The sequence below is a fragment of the Staphylococcus sp. HMSC65H10 genome, from assembly GCF_001839185.1.
Lineage (GTDB): Bacteria > Bacillota > Bacilli > Staphylococcales > Staphylococcaceae > Staphylococcus > Staphylococcus simulans.
This window is the reverse complement of the sequence record NZ_KV840350.1, coordinates 1-21,046: the sequence shown is the minus strand read 5'-3', so window position 1 is coordinate 21,046 and position 21,046 is coordinate 1. Positions and strand designations below refer to the sequence as shown.

Below are 21,046 nucleotides of genomic sequence, written 5' to 3'. Positions count from 1 at the left end.
AAATAAAGGTTTTACATAAAATTTTATCATCTATTTTTGTAATATTACCATAAAAGTAAGAATACTTAAAAATTAATGATGAATATGTTCGACAATAAATGTATATTTCGATATGATGAATGATGTAAAAGGTTTTAAAAACAGTTGAAGCAAGTCTCTATTTACTGCATTTATCTAAACGTATTTTTAAAGCGTTGAGGGCATAAAAGTACGTGGTAAATAAAGTGAACGGATGGTTGCTGAGACTGTAATTCAATTACTAAATAAGGGGCTGAATGAATTGAGTCATTTATCAGATTTGGATATCGCGAATCAAGCTACATTACAACCAATTAAAGACATTGCAGAAAAGATTGGTATTTCGGAAGATGCTTTAGAACCATATGGTCACTATAAAGCTAAAATTGACATTAACCAATTAAAAGACAATGGGGACAAAGGGAAAGTTGTTCTTGTTACTGCAATGAGTCCAACACCAGCTGGTGAAGGTAAATCAACTGTAACTGTTGGTTTAGCAGATGCCTTCCATGAATTAGGAGATAATGTCATTATGGCATTACGTGAGCCAGCATTAGGTCCAGTATTCGGTATTAAAGGTGGCGCAACTGGCGGCGGTTACGCACAAGTATTACCAATGGAAGATATCAACTTACACTTCAACGGTGACTTCCATGCGATTACAACAGCAAACAACGCGTTATCAGCATTTATTGATAACCACATCCATCAAGGTAATGCGTTAGGCATTGACCAACGTCGTATCGAATGGAAACGTGTGTTAGACATGAACGACCGTGCGTTAAGACAAGTTGTAGTAGGTCTTGGTGGACCAACACAAGGTGTTCCGCGTGAAGATGGATTCAACATCACAGTAGCATCTGAAATTATGGCGATTCTTTGCCTAAGCACTGGCTTGAAAGACTTAAAAGAAAGTATCGCTAACATTACAGTTGCATATACACGTGATCGCAAACCAGTTACGGTTGCTGATTTAGAAGTTGAAGGTGCAATTGCGATGATTCTTAAAGACGCAATCAAACCTAACTTAGTGCAATCAATCGAAGGTACACCAGCATTAATTCACGGTGGGCCATTCGCAAATATTGCACATGGTTGTAACTCAATTCTTGCAACTGAAACAGCACGTAAACTAGCTGATGTTGTGGTGACTGAAGCTGGATTCGGTTCAGACTTAGGTGCTGAAAAATTCATGAACATCAAATCACGTAAAGCAGGATTCGAACCAAGTGCTGCTGTAGTTGTTGCGACAATCCGTGCATTGAAAATGCATGGCGGCGTAGCAAAAGATGACTTGAAAGAAGAAAATGTTCAAGCAGTTAAAGACGGTTTAGAAAACTTAGCACGTCATATCAAAAACATCCGTTCATTCGGTGTAGAACCAGTCGTAGCATTAAATGCATTCGTAGCAGATACAGATGCTGAAACTAAAGTAGTTGAAGACTGGGCAAAAGAAAACAATGTACGTATTGCCTTAACTGAAGTTTGGGAAAAAGGCGGCAAAGGCGGCATTGAATTAGCTGAACAAGTGAAAGAAGTATTAAATGAAAAACATGATTTCAAAAATACTTATGAACTTGATGAACCAATTGAACAAAAAATCGAAAAAATTGTTAAAAACATCTATGGCGGTAAAAAAGTAACATTTACAAGCAAAGCACAAAAACAATTGAAACAAATTAAAGAAAACGGTTGGGATAATTACCCAGTATGTATGGCTAAAACACAATATTCATTCTCAGATGATAAAGATTTATTAGGTGCGCCTGATGATTTCGAAATCACAATCAGAGAATTACAAGCTAAAACAGGTGCTGGCTTTATCGTTGCTTTAACAGGTGCGATTATGACAATGCCTGGCTTACCTAAGAAACCAGCTGCATTAAATATGGACGTTACAGAAGACGGCCATGCGAAAGGTTTATTCTAATTTAAGCTATAACTAAAACAGGCCCTGAAGTGTGAGTATATTACTCATGACTTCAGGGTCTTTTTGTCATTAAATGTGCTTCTATATTATATTTTTCTGCTTTTTCATACGTAGATTCAGAAATCAATCCTTCTACTCTCATACGCCATAGTACATAATGTTGGCGCTGTAAGCCGATTTCGAGTTCATCTTTAGGTTTAAGTGTGCCGTCTGCTTCATAAGGTGTGTAATAATAAGGACTTTGAACTAATCCGACAAGATAAGCCGCTTCCGGCAAATTCACATCACTTGGCGGTTTCCCGAATAAACTAAATGAAGCGGATCCAATACCTGTAATGTTGTCGCCATTATAATCACGTCCAAAAGGAACGATGTTCAAATACGTATATAAGATTTCTTCTTTAGTCATAATCCGTTCAAGTTTGAGTGCCAATACAATTTCATTTGCTTTACGGTTATAGGTCTTATCATTATTCAACACCTGATTCTTAATTACTTGTTGGGTAATGGTACTGCCGCCTGAAGAGACCTCTGTTTCAAATATATCTTGATAAATAGCTCTCATTAATGCCTTAGGTAAGATTCCATCATGTTTATAATACAGTGAATCTTCAGAAGCAATTAAAGCTTTGGGTATTAAAGCATTCACGCTTTTCGGTCCAACTAACAATGGGTTTTGTGATTCATCATATTGTGATAAGAAATCTTTTTTAGCATAATTGACTTGTTCATCACCAGGTACATTCAGTACAGCCTCACGTAATTCTGTATCTGTAATATTTTCTGACTGCGCTGTCATACTCATAAAGAAACCGACTAATAAACCGGTTGCTAAACTCAAAGTCAGCAAAATAATAATGAACAGCCAAACAAAAGAATATTTAATCCGCTTATACCATTGTTCAAAGATACGAAGCGGGGTAGAAGCTAAGGGTGCATTAAGTTTGAATGGTTTCATGTTTCGCCTCCGTTAATTAAACATAGTATAGCATAATTGAATTCAAGTTGACTTTTAAAAAACAGTTGATTATAATGAATACAAATTAATATGTTTTGGATAAGGAAAAGTAACTCATTTGATTGTTTTCAGAGAACTGGTGGATGCTGCGAACCAGTAACAACAAATCAGCGAATACACCTGTTGCCTTAATAAAAAGTATCCAACGTTTGACTTAATGAACGTATCATTAATGAAAGTAACCTTTTTAAGTATGGTGGTACCGTGCAATAGATGCGCCCTTACAGAATTTTTCTGTAAGGGTTTTTTATTTTCCAAATTTCTAAAACACAGCAAACACAAAATATGAGGAGGAATATGATATGACAAATGAATTATTACAAGATTTAGAGTGGCGTGGCCTAGTTTATCAACAAACAGATGCTGAAGGTTTAAAAGCATTATTAGATAAAGAGCAAGTGACATTATACTGTGGTGTGGACCCAACTGCTGACAGTATGCATATCGGCCATTTATTACCATTATTAACTTTACGTCGTTTCCAAGAATACGGTCATAAACCGATTGTATTAATCGGCGGCGGTACAGGTATGATTGGAGACCCATCAGGCAGAACGGACGAACGTGTTTTACAAACAGAATCACAAGTTGAAGATAACGTACGTGGTATCGGTGCACAAATGGATAAAATCTTTAATTTCTCTGGTGAAGGTGCAGCACAACTTGTTAACAATAAAGATTGGTTAAGCCAAATTTCATTAATTGATTTCTTACGTGATTACGGTAAACATGTAGGCGTGAATTACATGTTAGGTAAAGACTCAGTACAATCACGTTTAGAAAAAGGTATTTCTTACACTGAATTCACATACATGATTTTACAAGCAATTGATTTCGGTCATTTAAACCGTGAATTTAACTGTAAAGTTCAAATCGGCGGCTCTGACCAATGGGGTAATATCACAAGTGGTATCGAATTAATGCGCCGTATGTACGGTCAAACAGAAGCGTTTGGTTTCACAATTCCATTAGTCACAAAAGCAGATGGTAAGAAATTCGGTAAATCCGAATCAGGTACAGTTTGGTTAGATGCTGAAAAAACAAGCCCATACGAACTTTACCAATTCTGGATCAATACATCTGACGAAGATGTTATCAAGTTCTTAAAATACTTTACGTTCTTAGATAAAGCAGAAATTGAACAATTAGAAGCATCTAAAAATGAAGCACCTCATAAACGTGAAGCGCAAAAAGCACTTGCTGAAAATGTTGTAAGCTTTATTCATGGTCAAGCTGCCTTAGATGATGCGATTCGTATTTCAGAAGCATTATTCAGCGGTAATTTAAAAGCTTTAAGCAGTCAAGAATTACGTGAAGGCTTTAAAGATGTACCACAAGCTGCAGTCGGCCATGATACAACAAATATTGTTGATTTCATTGTAGAAGCGGGTATTTCTTCTTCTAAACGCCAAGCACGTGAAGATGTGTCAAACGGTGCGATTTACATTAATGGTGAACGTCAACAAGATTTAAAATATGAAATTACTGACGAAGATAAAATTGATAATGAATTTACAATAGTACGTCGCGGTAAAAAGAAATACTTCATGGTGAAATACCAATAATATTATTTCAGAAATGAATATAAACAAATAAAACGCTTGAAGAGGAATGTCCTGCTTCAAGCGTTTTAATATGTGTTCAAACGATTATTTTTTACCTAGACGTACATCTAGATCTTGTTTCTTGCCATCACGGATAACTTTAACTTTCAATGTATCGTCCGGCTTTTTATTTTCATATAAGTAAGACCTTAAATCGCTATCATCTTTAATTGCTTTACCATCTGCTTCGATGATAATGTCTCCTTCTTTAAGTTCGCTGCTGCCTGAAGCTTTCGCCACATAGACACCATCATTACGATCAGTATCTAATTCACGTTTATAACGTTCAGGAATGTCGCTCATGTTGATTGTACCGATACCAATAGATGGGCGTTCGACTTTACCATGTTTTACAAGTTGTTCGATTGTAATTTTCACTTCATTACTTGGAATCGCAAATCCGATACCTTCAACTTGTGCCATAGAAATTTTCATAGAGTTGATGCCGACAAGATCGCCATCTAAATTGACTAAAGCACCGCCTGAGTTACCAGGGTTGATTGCTGCATCGGTTTGTAGCACTGACACTTTATTATTACCGGCAGATGTTTGTGTTTCAATCGTACGTTCATTTGCAGAAATGATACCTGATGTCACAGTATTCGCAAATTCTAATCCTAATGGGTTACCAATCGCAAAAACGCTGTCTCCTGTTTTGACTTTTGATGAGTTTGCGAATTGGATAGCTTTAGTACCCGGTGCATTTTCGATTTTTAATACCGCGATATCAGTTAATGCATCTTTGCCGACTAATTTAGCATCGACTTTTTTTGTATCATGTAATTGAACTTTGATTTCACTTGCACCATCCACCACATGATTGTTAGTAACGATATACGCACTGTCACCGGATTTTTGATAAATTACACCAGAACCGATACCCGCTTCTTGTGATTTACCAGCAGAGCCATTGAAGAAATCTTCTAAGCTTTGTGCTTTCTGCATATTGATTACACCAACAATAGAAGGTGAGACATCATTGATCATTTGATTAACAGATTTATACTTTGAACTTTTACCGTCTAAGACATTGCCGCCTTTACTATTTGAGGCTTCTTGTACAGTCGCACCGTCATTTGATGAATTCATCAATTTTGTGGCACCGAAGACAATTAAAGCGCCGACGATTCCCGAAAGTAAAGCGATGAGAATCACACGTAACCATGGGAACGAACGCTTAGGCGGTTGATGATTTTCGTTATAGTATTCAGTCATTGAATTCCTCCCAATATGTTTCTTTTTATTATTATCATATGTTTAGTACATAATTTCTACTATTTTGCTATGACAAACTTTATAAGATGATGACAGAATCAATAGAAGCTTGAAATAGGCTTGTTGCCAAGGGGCGGAAGTGATAGAATTTGTATAGTTAAATAAACAATTTAGTAGGTGACGGAATGTATAAATTTATCAGCAGTATTTTATATTGGATTATTGTCAAACTAAGTAAATCGCTTAAAGTTTATGGACGAGAAAATGTACCGCAACTAAATCGTTATGTGGTCACTTGCAACCATGAAAGTTATAACGAAGTGATTATGCTTGGTATGGCGCTTTACCCAAATCAAATCCATTATATGGCTAAGAAAGAGTTGTTTTATAACCCGGCTTTCGGCAACTTCTTAAAATCATTAAATGCTTTTCCAGTGGATCGTGAAAATCCGGGACCAAGTACTATTAAAACACCTGTGAATTTATTGAAGAAAAATAAAACAATCGGTATGTTCCCAGCAGGACATCGTTCTTCTGAAGAAACACCATTAAAACGTGGTGCAGCTACGATTGCTATGATGGCAAAAGTACCTATTGTACCTGCAGCTTATGAAGGTCCAGATAAAATTATTGGTCTAGTAACAGGCAAAGCTAAAATTATTTTCGGTGAACCGATTGATACGAACGCTTTACCAGACCATTTAAAAAAACGTCATGAAAAAGTGGACTATATTACACAAGAATTAACTAAACGTACAAGAGCTTTACAACAAGAATTAAAACAGTTACCTAAATAATAACATGACATCAAAGTCAGATGATGGTAGAGAACGCAGCTCCTTCACCGCATCTGACTTTATTTTTATGTGTTTTCAATCATTTTATATAGAGAGAAGGATGAACAATGTATAACTTTTTACAACGTCTTGGACGCTCATTAATGCTTCCCGTTGCCGTCTTGCCAGCAGCAGCCATTATTATTGGTATTGGAAATTTATTAAAGGCTTTAGAGGTTACACCGACATTAGCTGAATTTATTTTCCAAAGCGGTATCGCAGTTTTAGAACAACTCGGCTTACTTTTCGCGATTGGTGTGGCATTAGGTATGGCCAAAAAGAACGATGGTTCTGTGGCACTTGCGGCAGTTGTTGGTTACTTTGTCGTGACGTCAGTATTAAAAACAGAAACTTTAGCAAAAATTTTAAGTGTAAAAGAAGATAGCTTAAACATCGGTTTTACCGCTATGAATAACCAAAACGTATTTATCGGCTTAATTATCGGTTTAATTGCGGCATTTTGTTACAACAAATTCAGTGGGACCGAATTACCGACTGCTTTGTCATTCTTTAGTGGTAAGCGTTTAGTACCTATTATGACAGCATTCTTATCGGTTATTTTGACGATTATTTTATTATTTGTATGGCCATTCGTGTATAGTGGTATTATTTCATTTGGTAAATGGATTATGGATTTCGGCGCATTCGGTGCATTCCTGTACGGATTTTTCAACCGTTTATTAATTCCAACTGGATTACACCACGCATTAAATTCAGTATTCTGGTTTGATTTAGCAGGTATTAATGATATTGCGAAATTCCAAACAGGAGAAGGTGCGGTTAAAGGTATCACAGGCAGATATATGGCTGGATTCTTCCCAGTGATGATGTTTGGTGTGCCAGCAGCTGCTCTTGCTATGTATCAAACAGCGGATTCTAAACAAAAGAAACGTGTTGCTGGTTTAATGCTCGCTGGTTCGATTTCAGCCTTCTTTGTAGGTGTAACTGAACCGATCGAATTCGCATTTATGTTTGCAGCTCCAGTATTATTTGTAATTCATGCATTGTTAACAGGTTTATCTTTATTCATCGCTGCACTTTTCCATTGGACTGCAGGTTTCTCATTTAGTGCAGGACTGATTGACTTCTTATTATCATTAATCAATCCAGTTTCTAATCATCCATGGATGTTGATGGTACAGGGTGTTGTCTTCTTTGTAATTTATTATGTAGTGTTCAGAGTGGCTATTTCAGTCTTTAATTTAAATACTCCTGGTCGTGGAGATGAAAAGATTGCTGACCCTGTGGATGAAGAAGGTGTTTCAAGTGAGACGGGCAAAGGTGGCAAATATAGCGCAATGTCTACACAAATTATTTCTGGATTAGGTGGTAAAGAAAATATTACTTCATTAACGAACTGTGCTACACGTTTACGTTTAGAAGTAGCAAATATTGATCAAATCGATAAAGCGCAAATTAAACAATCCGGTGCTGCGGGTGTAACAACAAGCGGCCAACATAATGTTCAAGTCATTATCGGTACACAGGTTCAACAAGTCGCAGATGAAGTAGAAAGACAATTAGAATCAGAATAAAGTCATAAGAACGGAGACGCTTTAAGAAGAGTTGTCTCCGTTCTATTGCTTATTTATGTATAACTTTGTATAATATTAATTATTCTGAATTTTCCGAAGTAGGTGGAGAAATGAAAGCAGTATTATTTGATGTTGATGGTGTATTTTTAAGTGAAGAAAGATGTTTTGATGTTTCAGCATTAACGGTATACGAAATGCTGATGAGTCAGCACTTTTTAAAATTAATGCCGACTGTGACATTTAATTCTATTAATGACAGCGAAATCAACTTGATTCGCCAAGTTGTTTTTGATCAAGATAACATTTTAAATGCGATGAAATCTCGTGGTTTGAATTCCAACTGGGATATGTTGTTTATTGTGTTATCCATTCATTTGATAGATTTACTTAAAACGTTATCGAAAGAGGACAGGGAAGCCTTTTTAACAGCACATCCTTTTACAGATGTGACCATTCAAGAAGTGGGAGACTTGGTCGGTCGTCAACAAGTTGACTTTATGAAGCCGCTTCACTTTATCGAAAACGCAGAATCAGGTAAAACAAAAATTTACCGTGATTTACGCAACTATGCGGCAGAACAACTTGATACAAATCATACTGAGTTGTTTGAAATCCGCAGTCCTTTATGGGAAATTGCACAAGAAGTATTCCAAGAATGGTATTTGGGTCATCGTCTATATCGAAAAGTTGAAGAAAAAATACCGAGAAGCGATTTTAAAACAGGTTATATTTATCATGAAGAAGAATTGGCTGAAGCGGATCAACTCAAAACTTTATTAAGTGACTTAAAAGCAGCTGGCTATACGCTCGCAGTTGCGACAGGTCGACCAAGAACGGAAACGTTAGTGCCATTTGAAGATAAAGGCTTTTTAAAATACTTTGATGAGTCACACATTGTATCAGCGAGTGAAGTGTTAAAGGCAGAAGAAATGTTCCCTGAACTTAAACCATTAGGTAAACCGAACCCGTTTTGTTATGTTGCCGCATATAACGGTAATAATGAAGCGGATTATCAAAATTACGCCGAACAACAAGAACAGGTATTTGCTGGAGAAGAGATATACATAGTCGGTGACTCTCTTGCAGATTTATTCAGTGCACAAAAGACAGGTGCAACGTTTATCGGTACTTTAACCGGTTTAAAAGGTAAAAAAGCAAAAGAAGAATTAGAATCATATCACGCAGATTATATTGTGGATAATGTATTAGAAATTCGTTCAATTTTATTGTAATGAAAAACCGGCAAACTTGGATATTATTTCCAGTTTGCCGGTATTTTTGTGATTATTATTTATTTAAGTCTACAAATTGAATAGATTCAAATCCATCGATTTGATGTAATGCAGCGATAACTTCGTCAGAAACAGGCATATCGACTGAGATAATCATCATCGCATTACCGCCTTGTGTAGTACGTCCTAAGTGCATAGAAGCGATGTTGATATCATATTCACCTAAAATTTGTCCTGTGCGTCCTACGATACCTGGACGGTCTTGGTGATGAATGACTAATTGATATTTTTCTGGTTTGAAATCAACAGGGTAGTCATTGATTTGAACGATACGTGGACCATAGCCGTTTAAGACAGTGGCACCGACTGTTACTTTACGATCACGGTTAATCATTGTTAATTCAATATAGTTGTTGAATGAACGTGATTTCGCATCTTTTTCCACATTATAAACAACGTTTTGTTCATTTAATAAGAAGAGGGCATTAACCAAGTTTACACGTTCAGCTAGATCTTGAGATAAAATACCTTTAGCAATCGTACGTGTTAAAATATTTGTATCTTCTTTAACTAATTCACCGCTGAATTTAATTTTCAATTCACGTGGTGCTTTACCTAATAATTGGATACATACTTTGCCGACCATATCACATAAGTTCAAGTATTCTTGTAACTCATTATCTTCTTCGCCAAAAATCATTTTTGGTGCATTGACCGCATGTCGGACATTACCTGTGTGGAAGAATTCTTCTATTTCATTTGAAACAGAGACGGCCACTTTTTCTTGAGCTTCAACTGTTGAAGCACCTAAGTGCGGTGTTACAACAATTTTATCGTGTTTAGTTAAAGGTGAATCAGTTGCAGGTTCATGTTCAAATACGTCAATAGCAGCCCGTGCAATTAAACCTTTATCCAAAGCATCAACTAAAGCTTGTTCATCAATAATACCGCCACGTGCAACGTTGATGATTTGTAAATTAGGTTTTGCTTGAGCAAAGAAATCAGCATTGATTAAACCTTTCGTTTTAGGTGTCAGTGGGGTATGGACTGTTACAAAATCAGCACGTTGTGCAATTTCATCAACTGAGGCACGCTCGATATCTAGTTCTTTTGCTTTTTCAGCAGTTAAGTAAGGATCAAATGCGATAATTTTCATACCAAAACTTTTCGCACGTTTAGCGACACCTAGACCAATACGTCCTGTACCGATGATACCAAGTGTTTTATGATACAACTCTGTACCCTTAAATTGAGAACGATTCCATTTACCTTCTTTTAATGATTGGTTGGCATCAGGTATTTGACGCGCCATCGCAAGTATCATTGCCATTGAATGTTCTGTTGCTGAAATAGTATTACCATCAGGGGCATTAATCACTAATACACCATGCTTTGTAGCTGCGTCTCTATCAATGTTATCGACACCGACACCTGCACGTGCAATGATTTTTAAATTTTCAGCAGCTTCAATGACTTCAGGTGTTACCTGTGTCTGGCTTCGTATGATTAAACCGTCATATGCTTTAATTTTTTCTATTAGTTCATCAGGAGAAAGTCCTGTATCAATATCTACTTCAAAATCTGGATCGTCTAATAAAGTTTGTAAACCATCTTTAGCGATGGGATCTGATACTAAAATTTTATACATAAGCTTTTACCACCTCTAAATATGCTGTAGTACCTTTGCCGATATATGTTTGATGACGTATTTCTGAAAGTACAATTTCTAATGCGCTGATGCATTGTAAAATGTCGGCAGTATCGATTTGACCTAAATGACCAATACGTAGAATTTGACCTTTTAATTTACCCTGACCGCCAGCAATTGTGATATTGAAACGGTCTAGTAATTCATTTTTAATCGTTGTGACTTCGCTTGGAGAATTTGGCACAAATGCGGTTACAGTTGGTGAAGCAAATTCATCTTTAACAAGTAATGGCAAGTCTAAAGCTTTTAATGCAGCTCTTAAACCATCTCTGATGACGTTATGACGTTCAATTACGTTTTTAAAGCCTTGTTCTTCAATCCAATCTGCATAGGCAGCGACACCTTTATACAGACTCACATTCGGTGTAAATGGTGTTGAATTTTTTTCAGCAGAAGCAATATATTTATTGAAGTCTAAATAAAAACGAGGTGTTTTAACTTCTGCAAAACGTGCTTTAGCACGATCAGAATAAGCCGCAAATGCCAAGCCTGGTGGTAACATGATTGCTTTTTGACTTCCTGACACTAAGACATCAATGTAGTCACGTTTTAAGTTGACATCTACAGCCCCGACACAGCTTACACCGTCTACTACAAAGTATGTTTCTGGGAAGTTTTTGTGAATCGCTTTACCCAATTCATGAATAGGGTGAAGGACAGAAGTCGATGTTTCACAATATTGACTGTAAACGGCAGTTACAGGTTCAGGTAATGCTTTTAGATATTGAATAAATGCCTCAACGTCTACTGCTGCTCCCCAAGCTACTTCAAAGACATGTACATTTTTAAAATATGTTTGAGCGATTTGTTTATAACGATTACCAAAGGCACCAGAAACAATTACAGCCACATGGTCATTCGGATTTAATAGATTAACCATACTTGCTTCTAAAGCACTTGTCCCACTGGAAGTAAAGATTAAAACGTCGTTTTCAGCCCCGAATACAGGTTTTAACCCTTTATATGCTTTTTCTGCGATTGCTTCAAATTCTTTTGTGCGATGACCAATCATCGGTTCTTGAATGACGCGTTGAATGCGTTCAGGAATCGGAGTTGGTCCAGGTGTCAATAACAATGGATGATGATACATATAGATTTCCCCCTAATGTAAGATTCATTAATCTTACCAAATATTCTGAAAATAATAAAGGCAATTTAAGTATACTTTTACTTAAAATTGATGATTTTATATTAAACTGATATTGTAAGCGTTTTAATATAAAGTAACAAGCAACCCAACCAAAGTTGGGTCACTGTTATAGAATGACTGCATCGATTTCAATCTCAACATTACCTCTGATTGAATTAGATATCATGCAGTTATTGTCAGCAATTTTTAAAAGTTTATCTAATCTTTTTTCGAGTGCTTCTTTTTGATGAACATCAACAGTAATTTTAGGATGATGAGTAATTTTCTCCATTTTGAATTTACCGTTGTTGAGAGAAGCGGTACCGACTGAAGATTGATTAATAGAAATATCAGTGAAATGCGCACGTTCTAGAGTTGCTGCTAATGAAATGATATAACAAGAAGAGGCAGCAGCAATCAACATTTCATCTGGATTTGTACCTTCGCCAACACCTCCAAGTGAGCTTGGAATAGAAATAGACTCGTTTAAAACATCGCCTTTAACAGTGCCAGTTTCATCTCTGCCGCCGCTCCATTGTGTTGTCACAATAAAATCATGTTCTGCCATATCTCTTTGACCTCCGTTTAAATTATGATAGATTGTTTTTACAATCATATTAAAAGGGTGAATAACATGGAAAAAGTCATTCCGAGTGAGGATTTTCAAATTATTGCACATCGTGGATTTTCATTAGACTATCCAGAAAATACGTTACTGGCTTATAAAGCAGCATTGAACGCTTCAGTAGATATGCTAGAAATTGATGTGCATTTAACTAAAGATCATCAACTCGTTGTTATCCATGATGATAAAATAGATCGAACTTCTAATGGAAGTGGATATGTTAAAGATTATACGCGAGATGAATTAAAAAGCTATGATTTCGGTTCATGGAAAGATGCGACATTTATAGGCGCAAAGATTATGACATTTAAAGAAGTCGCAAAGTTAGTTGAACCACATGATACGACTTTACTGATTGAGATTAAGAAGCCAAGTAAATATCCAAATATAGAAGAACAATTATTAAAAGAAATAGAAGATGCCCATTTAGATGCAAATAAGGTCATTATCCAATCATTTGATGAAAGAAGTATAGAGAAAATATCTAAACTTACACGAAAGTATTCTCTTGGTGTGTTGTTAAGTAAGAAAAAATATTTGTTTAAAATGCCAAATTTTAATAAATTAGCTAAATTTTGTGAGTATGCTAATCCTAATTATGAACTCGTTAACCAAAAGTTTATAGAAAGAGCACACTTGCATCACTTAAAAGTATTGCCTTATACAGTCAATGATATCAATGACATTAGAAAACTAATGATTGATGGGGTAGATGGCATCATTACAGATGGCCCAAATCATTATTTTGAATTAGATTGATTAATTAGAATACCACTTGTATAATTAAATTATCTAATTAACAGAAGGGAAGATAAGAGAAGGACGATTGAGAACTCATATCTGTTTTTCTCGAACAACGATGAAATTTAACCTCAAACCCATCCAAAAACTGGATAAAAAAGAATTATTAAGCTGGGTAATCGTCATTATAGGAGTTACTATTTATAGAGTAGTAAAACGAAAAAAAGCTAAAGCGCATCGTGCATAATAAAAGGATGTCTGATTTTACAGGCATCCGTTATTTTTTATTCATTTTTATGTCTGATATATTGAATCGTTCATTAATCATGTTATAAGCCCAAGGCAGATACTTTGTGAAACCATAAAAGAATCCAAATAACGCAAAAATCGCTTCACCATTATCTTGGGTAATTGATAATAAAATCAAAGTACTAACAAATACATACACGTTAACCACTAAAACGATAAACGCAAAACTTTTTATTACGTTATCTACTTCGTCATTTTTAAAATATTGATACGTCATAATAATAGCTGAAAGTACAAAAGAAATCGCAAGGGATAAAGATAATGCAAAGCCGAAGTTGGCTATAAAAGCATCAATGATCACTTTTAATATTGATTTTTCAAAATAACTTTTATCAAAGTATTCAGTAAAACTTGGTAAGAAGATGAAACCAGAAACAAGATAAACACCAGCTAGTATCATAATCAATCTATTATTTTTCAACCAGTTTTTCACGTTGCACATCTCCTTCTATTTAGTAATTATATTATGACGCAAACAACTGAATAATACTAGCGCTTATAAAAGGGAAGGGGAAAATTAACATAAAAAAATACTGCACCTTTTGAAAAGATGCAGTATCGAAATCTCGAAATTATTATTTACCTGAGTAGTACTCAACGATAAGTTGTTCGTTGATTTCAGCTGGTAATTCGCTACGTTCTGGAATACGTACGAAAGTACCTGATAATTTTTCTTCGTCGAATTCTAAGTATTCTGGTACGAAGTTGTTGATTTCAACTGATTCAAGGATGATGTCTAGTTTTTGAGATTTTTCTCTAACTGAGATCACTTGACCTGGTTTTAAAGTGTATGATGGGATATCAACGCGTCCACCATCTACTTCGATGTGTCCGTGGTTTACTAATTGACGTGCTTGACGACGTGTACGTGCTAAACCTAAAGCATATACAACTGCGTCTAAACGACGAGCAAGTAAACGCATGAAGTTTTCACCGTGAACACCAGATTGTTTACCAGCGATATCGAATGTGTTACGGAATTGTCTTTCAGTGATTCCGTATAAGTAACGTAATTTTTGTTTTTCACGTAATTGAATCGCATATTCTGATAATTTTTTTCTTTGGTTTGGACCATGTTGACCTGGTGCGTAAGGGCGTTTTTCTAACTCTTTACCAGTACCGCTTAAAGAGATACCTAAACGACGAGATTTTTTCCAGTTTGAACCTGTAAATCGAGCCATGTTAAGACTCCTCCTTTTGTTTTTTGTAGTTGTTATGAAAAAACAAAGAAGAGTATTGTATGCTTAATAGGATATATTGTTTTGTGTGTCCTCGCCTCATAGCTCCGGTTACACGGCACGTCCGCGTTGGGAACAACATAGAGCCTATTAATATACAATTGCTACTTTCGTTATTTCACACAAAGAGTATTGTATCATTATGACGAATAAAGTCAAGGGTTTATCTATATTTCCATGCAAAACAATTATTTCACTGTTCGTGCAATTTGTTCTTCAAGAATTTTCATTAATGAGACTAGGCCTTCTTCATCAGTTTGAGTAAAGCGTCCTGTGATCGGTGCATCAATATCTAATAAACCGATGACTTCACCGTCGCGATGCAATGGAATGACAATTTCTGATCGGCTACGTGCATCACATGCGATGTGACCAGGGAATTGATGAACATCTTCTACACGTTGAACGATATCTTTTTCAACAGATGTTCCGCAAACACCACTGCCGACTTGAATAGGTGTACAAGCAGGTCTGCCTTGGAAGGGTCCTAAAATAAGTTGTCCCGCTTCCATTAAATAAAAACCAATCCAATTAATATTATCTAAGTTTTCGTTTAAAAGAGCAGAAGTATTACTTAGCAAAGTGATTAAATATTTTTCATCTGCATTTAAACCTTTCATTTGTTGTGCAATTGATTGGTAGTTTGTCGTCGTTTGTTTCATAAATAATGACCTCTTTTCTGTCTAGCATTTTCCATATTATAATATGGACATCTATAAGACTTCAATTTAAGGTGCTTAATCAGCAATTTGTATAAAGAAAATTAATATTTTATTTTAATGAGGCAAGAAATTACGCTATAATGAGAAGTGATTAAATAGGAGGAGAAAACAATGGCACTGTATATCATCTTAGCAATTATAATTATTGCACTTATAATTGTCGGTATCATGTTCTATCTCCGTTCTTCAAAACGTCAAGTGGTCGAAAAAACCGAAGAGCGCAAGATAGAGGTTGAGAAACTAACATTAGACGATCGTCTGAGAGAGTTGGACGATTTAACCCTTGAGGGTGAAACACAACTAGAATATGACCGCTTAAAGCGCGAATCATTAAAAAATACTAATGATAATTTAAGTCCGGTTGAAGAGAAAATTCATAATGCGGAAGAAAATTTTGATAAATTCAAATTTGCTGCAGCACAAGCTGAGTTAGACGATGCAAACGCATTAATGGATCGTTATGAAAGTCAACATGCAAAATTAACTGAAGAAGTTGAAAACATTTTAGCTTTGCATAAAGAAAGTGACCGCTTATTTGAAGAAAGCAAAGTTGCATACCGTGAAATGAAACGTGATGTTTTAGCAAACCGTCATCAATTCGGTGAAGCGGCAGCACCATTAGAAAAAGAAATTGAGTTGTTCGAACCAGAGCTTGTTAAGTATACTGAGTTAAAAGAAGAGGGGAACTACAAACAAGCTTATGAGCATATTAAAACGCTCAATGAAGACATCAATTACTTACAAAAAGATATGCAAGAAATTCCGGAATTAATCCGAGAAGCGCAAAAAGAACTTCCAGGTCAATTCCAAGACTTGAAATATGGTTGCAGAGACTTGAAAGTTGAAGGCTATGATTTAGACCATGTTAAAGTCGACAGTAACTTACAATCAATGAAAACAGAGTTGAGCTTTGTTGAGCCGATGATCAGTCGTTTAGAACTTGAAGAAGCAAACGACAAATTAAACGCTATCAATGATCAACTTGATGAAATGTATGATTTAATCGAGCATGAAGTGAAATCAAAAAATAAAGTAGATGAAACGAAAGAAGTTATCACAAATGACTTGTTCCGTGCGAAAGATACAAATTATACATTACAAACGGAAATTGAATATGTACGTGAAAATTACTATATCAATGAGACAGACATTCAAAATGTACGTCAATTTGAAAATGAAATTCAAAACTTGATTTCAGTTTATGATGAAATTTTAAGAGAAATGTCAAAATCGACAGTACGTTATAGTGAAGTTCAAGACAACTTAGCGTATATCGAAGATCACGTTAAAGTGATTAATGAAAAACAAGAAAAACTTCAAAATCATTTAATTCAATTACGTGAAGATGAAGCTGAAGCAGAAGATAACTTGTTACGTGTGCAAAGTAAGAAAGAAGAAATTTATCGTAAGTTATTAGCTTCTAACTTAACAAGTGTTCCAGAACGCTTCATTATTATGAAAAACGAAATTGACCATGAAGTACGTGAAATCAATAGTCAGTTTGATGAACGTCCAATTCATGTGAAGCATTTGAAAGATAAAGTTACAAAAGTTGTCTTACAAATGAATAATTTCGAAAATGAAGCAATGGATGTTTTAGTCAATGCAGTTCTTGCTGAAAAATTAATCCAGTATGGTAACCGTTATCGTAAAGATGACAGCAGCATTGATAAGAGCTTGAATGAAGCAGAACGTCTATTTAAAAATAATAGATACAAACGTGCGATTGAAATTGCAGAACAAGCTTTAGATTCAGTAGATCCAGGGATCTCACAACGTATTGAAGATGAAGTTGTTTCACAAAGTCAAATTTAGTACTTTATACAAGAAGGCGAGAGCAGTATTTTGTTCTCGCCTTCTTTTTGCTTATTGAGAATTCATTGATTTGTGGTAAAATATTAAAATTGGAACAAAAGACTCAAAAAGATAGAATTCATTAAGTGGAAGTGACGAAAAGTGATTTATTTAGATAATGCAGCGACTACAAAACCTGCACAAGATGTGTTAGACACCTTTGTTAAAGTCAACCAAGATTTATATTTTAATCCGAATAGTCCACACCAAGCAGGTTTGCAAGCTGAACAATTGTTGAAACAAGCGAAGCTACAAATCAACCAAATTCTGAACTTAGAAGATAGATACGATATTATTTTTACAAGTGGTGCGACAGAATCCAATAATATGGCATTAAAAGGTGCTGCTTATAACCGAAAACCTTATGCTGATGAAATTATTGTTTCTGTTTTAGAACATCCATCAGTGTTAGAAGTGATGCGTCACTTAGAAGAAGAAGGGTTTAAATTACGTTATGTGAATGTGACAAAAGCAGGCACCATTGATTTAGAACACTTAAAATCATTGATGAATCCGAATGTTGGTCTTGTCACATGTATGCACGTTAATAACATTACTGGCCAAATTCAACCGATTGAAGCGATTGCTGAAATACTTGAAGCGTATCCAAAAGCACATTTTCATGTGGATGCTGTGCAAGCTATTGGAAAAACTCCTTTACACTTTAATGGTGTAGACAGTGTTAGTTTTAGCGGTCATAAGTTTAATGGCTTAAAAGGACAGGGATTATTATTAGTACGTAATATTCATAACCTTGAACCTGTGATTCATGGCGGTGGCCAAGAATATGGTTTAAGAAGCGGAACAGTTAATTTACCGGTAGATATTGCGATTGTTAAAGCGTTGAAACATGCTGTAAGCGAACAAGAACAACTGAATTCAAGATTGACTGAATGGAATGAAGACTTACGAAACTTCTTTGAAGCGTATCCAGGGGTACATGTGAATTCACCACATCAAAGTGCACCACATATTCTAAATGTTGGCTTTGATGGCGTGAAAGGGGAAGTATTAGTCAATGCTTTCTCAAAACAAGGTATCATGTTATCTACAACAAGTGCATGTTCATCAAAACATAGTCGTTTAAATGAAGTGTTACTAGCGATGGGAATCAGTGAATCAAGAATTGAAGGCAGTATTCGTATTTCTATGGGTGCAATAACGACTGATTCAGACATTGAAGGATTTAAAGAAGCGTTTAAAATTGTTTATGAAGAAATGAAGGAGTTGTTAAAGAAATGATCTATGATCATATTTTAGTGCGTTACGGTGAACTAACGCTTAAAGGTGCGAATCGAAAAATGTTTGTGAACCGTTTACGTTCAAATGTCAAACAGGCTTTAATGCCGCTTCAAGGCTACCATGTTAAAGCAAACCGAGACAGAATGTATATTGAAGTCACACCTGAAGCGGATATCGAAGAAATTATGCGTCGTATTAGCCAAGTATTTGGTGTGAAGTCCATCAGTCCTGTGATGAAGCTTGAAAAAGATTTAGAAGTAGTGAAAAAACAAGCAAGTGAATTTGCGAAAGCCTATGCAGACGGAGATTCATTCAAAATCGATGTGAAACGTGCGGACAAGCAGTTTCCATATGATACGTATCAATTACAACGTATGCTTGGCGGGGCAGTGTTAGAAAACAATGAACAAGTCCATGTAAATGTTAAACAACCAGATCATGTCATTAAAACAGAAGTACGCTTAGATGCAATTTATATTTATGACCGTGTGATTGATGGCGTTGGCGGATTACCAGTTGGTACAGGCGGTAAAACATTATTAATGTTATCAGGCGGTATTGATTCACCAGTAGCAGGTATGGAAATCATGCGTCGTGGTGTAACAGTAGAAGCCATTCATTTCCATAGTCCGCCATTTACAAGTGAAAAAGCTAAAGAAAAAGTCATTGAACTAACGCGTATCTTAGCTGAACGTGTAGGGCCGATCAAATTGCACATCATTCCATTTACAGAAGTTCAAAAACAAATTCATAAAGTAGTCCATGAACGCTATACTATGACATCTACAAGAAGAATGATGATGCGCATTGCTGATAAAGTAGTACATCAAATTGGCGCAGATGCGATTGTTAATGGTGAAAATTTAGGACAAGTTGCCAGCCAAACACTTAAAAGTATGTATGCGATTAACCATGTTACTTCAACGCCAGTCTTACGTCCATTATTAACTTTAGATAAAGAAGAAATTGTCATTAAAGCAAAACAATATGGTACGTTTGAAACATCAATTCAACCATTTGAAGATTGCTGTACAATTTTCACTCCTAAAAACCCGGTTACAGAACCTGATTTTGAAAAAGTAGAACGCTATGAAAGTGTATATGACTTTAGTGAAATGATTGATCGTGCTGTAGAAGGTATTGAAACTATCGAAGTCACTAAAAATTATCAAAGTCAAAAAGACAAAACAACAGAAGCGTTAATGGAAGATTTATTCTAAGTAATATGTGAGTAAAAAGGGGAAAACATCGTGGAATGGGATTTGACACTGATATTAATCATAATTGTATTTGGATTTTTAGCTGCGTTTATTGATGCAGTAGTTGGTGGCGGTGGTTTAATATCTACACCGGCTCTACTCGCCATAGGTCTCCCGCCAGCAACTGCACTTGGAACAAATAAACTAGCAAGTTCATTTGGTTCTTTAACCAGTGCGATTAAGTTTATACGTTCCGGCAAGGTCGATTTGAAAATTGTAGGCAAGCTCTTCCCATTTGTCTTTTTAGCGGCAGTGGGCGGTGCGAGCTTGGCTTCCTTTTTACCAGCTTCAGTCTTAAAGCCGCTTGTCATAATCATCTTAACGATTGTGATGATTTATACACTCGTGCGTAAAGATTGGGGCAGTATACGAACATATCAAAAGCTTTCAACTAAAAAAGCGATTCTCTTTACAAGTGTATTATTACTCATCGGTTTTTATGACGGCTTTTTAGGTGGAGGCACAGGCTCGTTCATGTTGTTCACTTTACTGATAGTCGGATTTGATTTCTTAAGTGCTGCTGGAAACGCGAAAGTCCTTAATTTCGCTTCAAATATCGGTGCATTATTGCTATTTATGTTGCTAGGCAAAGTTGATTACGGGATCGGTTTGATTATGGCTTTCAGTATGATTGTCGGTTCCTATGCAGGTGCGCAATTTGCACTGAGACAAGGTGTCGGTTATGTCAGAGTATTGTTTGTCATCGTAACGAGTGCATTAATTCTTAAAAATATCTATGATTATATGCATCAATGGGTTAATTAAAGTAAACTGCGTCTTAAACTGTACGCAGTTTACTTTTTGTGTGCGCTCGGCATGATTAACAACTTG

General features: G+C 35.8%; 18 protein-coding genes. 10 read left to right on the top strand and 8 right to left on the bottom strand.

Going from position 1 to position 21,046, the window contains the following annotated elements; all coding sequences use genetic code 11:
• Positions 1-280 precede the first annotated feature (280 nt).
• On the top strand, positions 281-1,948 hold the full coding sequence (locus tag HMPREF3270_RS06890) for a formate--tetrahydrofolate ligase (RefSeq protein WP_070848451.1): 1,668 nt from the start codon (positions 281-283) through the stop codon (positions 1,946-1,948).
• Between the two features lie 52 nt (positions 1,949-2,000).
• Here HMPREF3270_RS06890 and HMPREF3270_RS06885 read toward each other — a convergent pair whose 3' ends face one another.
• Positions 2,001-2,906 (bottom strand): biosynthetic peptidoglycan transglycosylase, encoded by a 906-nt coding sequence (locus HMPREF3270_RS06885; RefSeq protein ID WP_070848450.1) that lies wholly within the window; start codon positions 2,904-2,906, stop codon positions 2,001-2,003.
• Positions 2,907-3,268: 362 nt separating this feature from the next.
• Between HMPREF3270_RS06885 and tyrS the strand changes: the two genes are divergently transcribed.
• On the top strand, positions 3,269-4,531 hold the full coding sequence (gene tyrS / locus HMPREF3270_RS06880) for a tyrosine--tRNA ligase (RefSeq protein ID WP_060804812.1): 1,263 nt from the start codon (positions 3,269-3,271) through the stop codon (positions 4,529-4,531).
• 84 nt (positions 4,532-4,615) lie between these two features.
• Here the strand turns inward: tyrS and HMPREF3270_RS06875 are convergent, their stop codons facing one another.
• The gene (locus HMPREF3270_RS06875) at positions 4,616-5,785 is read right to left on the bottom strand and encodes a S1C family serine protease (RefSeq protein ID WP_057509802.1); all 1,170 of its coding nucleotides are present in this window, start codon (positions 5,783-5,785) and stop codon (positions 4,616-4,618) included.
• A gap of 185 nt (positions 5,786-5,970) precedes the next feature.
• On the opposite strand from HMPREF3270_RS06875, the gene HMPREF3270_RS06870 reads away from it, so the two are divergent.
• The 3 genes from HMPREF3270_RS06870 (at position 5,971) to HMPREF3270_RS06860 (ending at position 9,388) form a co-directional block, all read left to right on the top strand.
• Positions 5,971-6,582, top strand: a complete 612-nt coding sequence (locus HMPREF3270_RS06870) for a lysophospholipid acyltransferase family protein (RefSeq protein WP_070848449.1) — start codon at positions 5,971-5,973, stop codon at positions 6,580-6,582.
• 107 nt (positions 6,583-6,689) lie between these two features.
• A complete protein-coding gene (gene nagE, locus HMPREF3270_RS06865) occupies positions 6,690-8,156 on the top strand; it encodes an N-acetylglucosamine-specific PTS transporter subunit IIBC (protein ID WP_060804810.1) in 1,467 nt (488 codons plus the stop codon).
• Positions 8,157-8,266: 110 nt separating this feature from the next.
• Positions 8,267-9,388 (top strand): HAD family hydrolase, encoded by a 1,122-nt coding sequence (locus tag HMPREF3270_RS06860; protein WP_070848448.1) that lies wholly within the window; start codon positions 8,267-8,269, stop codon positions 9,386-9,388.
• Positions 9,389-9,443: 55 nt separating this feature from the next.
• Here the strand turns inward: HMPREF3270_RS06860 and serA are convergent, their stop codons facing one another.
• From serA to HMPREF3270_RS06845, 3 genes are all read right to left on the bottom strand, one after another.
• Positions 9,444-11,036, bottom strand: a complete 1,593-nt coding sequence (serA, locus tag HMPREF3270_RS06855; RefSeq protein WP_070848447.1) for a phosphoglycerate dehydrogenase — start codon at positions 11,034-11,036, stop codon at positions 9,444-9,446.
• On the bottom strand, positions 11,029-12,186 hold the full coding sequence (locus HMPREF3270_RS06850) for a pyridoxal-phosphate-dependent aminotransferase family protein (RefSeq protein ID WP_070848446.1): 1,158 nt from the start codon (positions 12,184-12,186) through the stop codon (positions 11,029-11,031). The genes serA and HMPREF3270_RS06850 overlap by 8 nt, the downstream gene beginning before the upstream one ends.
• Positions 12,187-12,352: 166 nt before the next feature.
• Positions 12,353-12,793: an SACOL1771 family peroxiredoxin gene (locus HMPREF3270_RS06845; protein WP_070625233.1), complete on the bottom strand. Its 441-nt coding sequence runs from the start codon at positions 12,791-12,793 to the stop codon at positions 12,353-12,355.
• 66 nt (positions 12,794-12,859) lie between these two features.
• Here HMPREF3270_RS06845 and HMPREF3270_RS06840 point away from each other — a divergent pair, with 66 nt between their 5' ends.
• On the top strand, positions 12,860-13,609 hold the full coding sequence (locus tag HMPREF3270_RS06840) for a glycerophosphodiester phosphodiesterase (protein ID WP_070848445.1): 750 nt from the start codon (positions 12,860-12,862) through the stop codon (positions 13,607-13,609).
• Between the two features lie 259 nt (positions 13,610-13,868).
• On the opposite strand, the gene HMPREF3270_RS06835 is transcribed toward HMPREF3270_RS06840, so the two are convergent.
• The 3 genes from HMPREF3270_RS06835 to HMPREF3270_RS06825 all read right to left on the bottom strand — a co-directional run bounded on the left by HMPREF3270_RS06835 (position 13,869) and on the right by HMPREF3270_RS06825 (position 15,800).
• The gene (locus HMPREF3270_RS06835; protein WP_002481195.1) at positions 13,869-14,333 is read right to left on the bottom strand and encodes a hypothetical protein; all 465 of its coding nucleotides are present in this window, start codon (positions 14,331-14,333) and stop codon (positions 13,869-13,871) included.
• Positions 14,334-14,475: 142 nt separating this feature from the next.
• Positions 14,476-15,081 carry a 30S ribosomal protein S4 gene (gene rpsD, locus HMPREF3270_RS06830; protein WP_002481194.1) on the bottom strand — a complete coding sequence of 202 codons (606 nt, stop codon included), beginning with the start codon at positions 15,079-15,081 and terminating at the stop codon, positions 14,476-14,478.
• A 245-nt stretch (positions 15,082-15,326) separates the two neighbouring features.
• Positions 15,327-15,800 carry a GAF domain-containing protein gene (locus HMPREF3270_RS06825; RefSeq protein ID WP_002481193.1) on the bottom strand — a complete coding sequence of 158 codons (474 nt, stop codon included), beginning with the start codon at positions 15,798-15,800 and terminating at the stop codon, positions 15,327-15,329.
• Between the two features lie 171 nt (positions 15,801-15,971).
• On the opposite strand from HMPREF3270_RS06825, the gene ezrA reads away from it, so the two are divergent.
• The 4 genes from ezrA (at position 15,972) to HMPREF3270_RS06805 (ending at position 20,980) form a co-directional block, all read left to right on the top strand.
• Positions 15,972-17,675, top strand: a complete 1,704-nt coding sequence (gene ezrA, locus HMPREF3270_RS06820; RefSeq protein ID WP_002481192.1) for a septation ring formation regulator EzrA — start codon at positions 15,972-15,974, stop codon at positions 17,673-17,675.
• A gap of 141 nt (positions 17,676-17,816) precedes the next feature.
• Positions 17,817-18,956 carry a cysteine desulfurase family protein gene (locus HMPREF3270_RS06815; RefSeq protein WP_070848444.1) on the top strand — a complete coding sequence of 380 codons (1,140 nt, stop codon included), beginning with the start codon at positions 17,817-17,819 and terminating at the stop codon, positions 18,954-18,956.
• Positions 18,953-20,176, top strand: coding sequence for a tRNA uracil 4-sulfurtransferase ThiI (gene thiI, locus HMPREF3270_RS06810; protein ID WP_070848443.1), 1,224 nt, complete (start codon positions 18,953-18,955; stop codon positions 20,174-20,176). The genes HMPREF3270_RS06815 and thiI overlap by 4 nt, the downstream gene beginning before the upstream one ends.
• Positions 20,177-20,206: 30 nt before the next feature.
• The gene (locus HMPREF3270_RS06805; RefSeq protein WP_070848442.1) at positions 20,207-20,980 is read left to right on the top strand and encodes a TSUP family transporter; all 774 of its coding nucleotides are present in this window, start codon (positions 20,207-20,209) and stop codon (positions 20,978-20,980) included.
• Positions 20,981-21,046: the final 66 nt, after the last annotated feature.

Coding starts and splice junctions, on each gene's coding strand:
- HMPREF3270_RS06885 (WP_070848450.1), bottom strand. CDS start 2,906: ATGAAACCATTCAAACTTAATGCACCCTTAGCTTCTACCCCGCTTCGT.
- tyrS (WP_060804812.1), top strand. CDS start 3,269: ATGACAAATGAATTATTACAAGATTTAGAGTGGCGTGGCCTAGTTTAT.
- HMPREF3270_RS06875 (WP_057509802.1), bottom strand. CDS start 5,785: ATGACTGAATACTATAACGAAAATCATCAACCGCCTAAGCGTTCGTTC.
- HMPREF3270_RS06870 (WP_070848449.1), top strand. CDS start 5,971: ATGTATAAATTTATCAGCAGTATTTTATATTGGATTATTGTCAAACTA.
- nagE (WP_060804810.1), top strand. CDS start 6,690: ATGTATAACTTTTTACAACGTCTTGGACGCTCATTAATGCTTCCCGTT.
- HMPREF3270_RS06860 (WP_070848448.1), top strand. CDS start 8,267: ATGAAAGCAGTATTATTTGATGTTGATGGTGTATTTTTAAGTGAAGAA.
- serA (WP_070848447.1), bottom strand. CDS start 11,036: ATGTATAAAATTTTAGTATCAGATCCCATCGCTAAAGATGGTTTACAA.
- HMPREF3270_RS06850 (WP_070848446.1), bottom strand. CDS start 12,186: ATGTATCATCATCCATTGTTATTGACACCTGGACCAACTCCGATTCCT.
- HMPREF3270_RS06845 (WP_070625233.1), bottom strand. CDS start 12,793: ATGGCAGAACATGATTTTATTGTGACAACACAATGGAGCGGCGGCAGA.
- HMPREF3270_RS06840 (WP_070848445.1), top strand. CDS start 12,860: ATGGAAAAAGTCATTCCGAGTGAGGATTTTCAAATTATTGCACATCGT.
- rpsD (WP_002481194.1), bottom strand. CDS start 15,081: ATGGCTCGATTTACAGGTTCAAACTGGAAAAAATCTCGTCGTTTAGGT.
- HMPREF3270_RS06825 (WP_002481193.1), bottom strand. CDS start 15,800: ATGAAACAAACGACGACAAACTACCAATCAATTGCACAACAAATGAAA.
- ezrA (WP_002481192.1), top strand. CDS start 15,972: ATGGCACTGTATATCATCTTAGCAATTATAATTATTGCACTTATAATT.
- thiI (WP_070848443.1), top strand. CDS start 18,953: ATGATCTATGATCATATTTTAGTGCGTTACGGTGAACTAACGCTTAAA.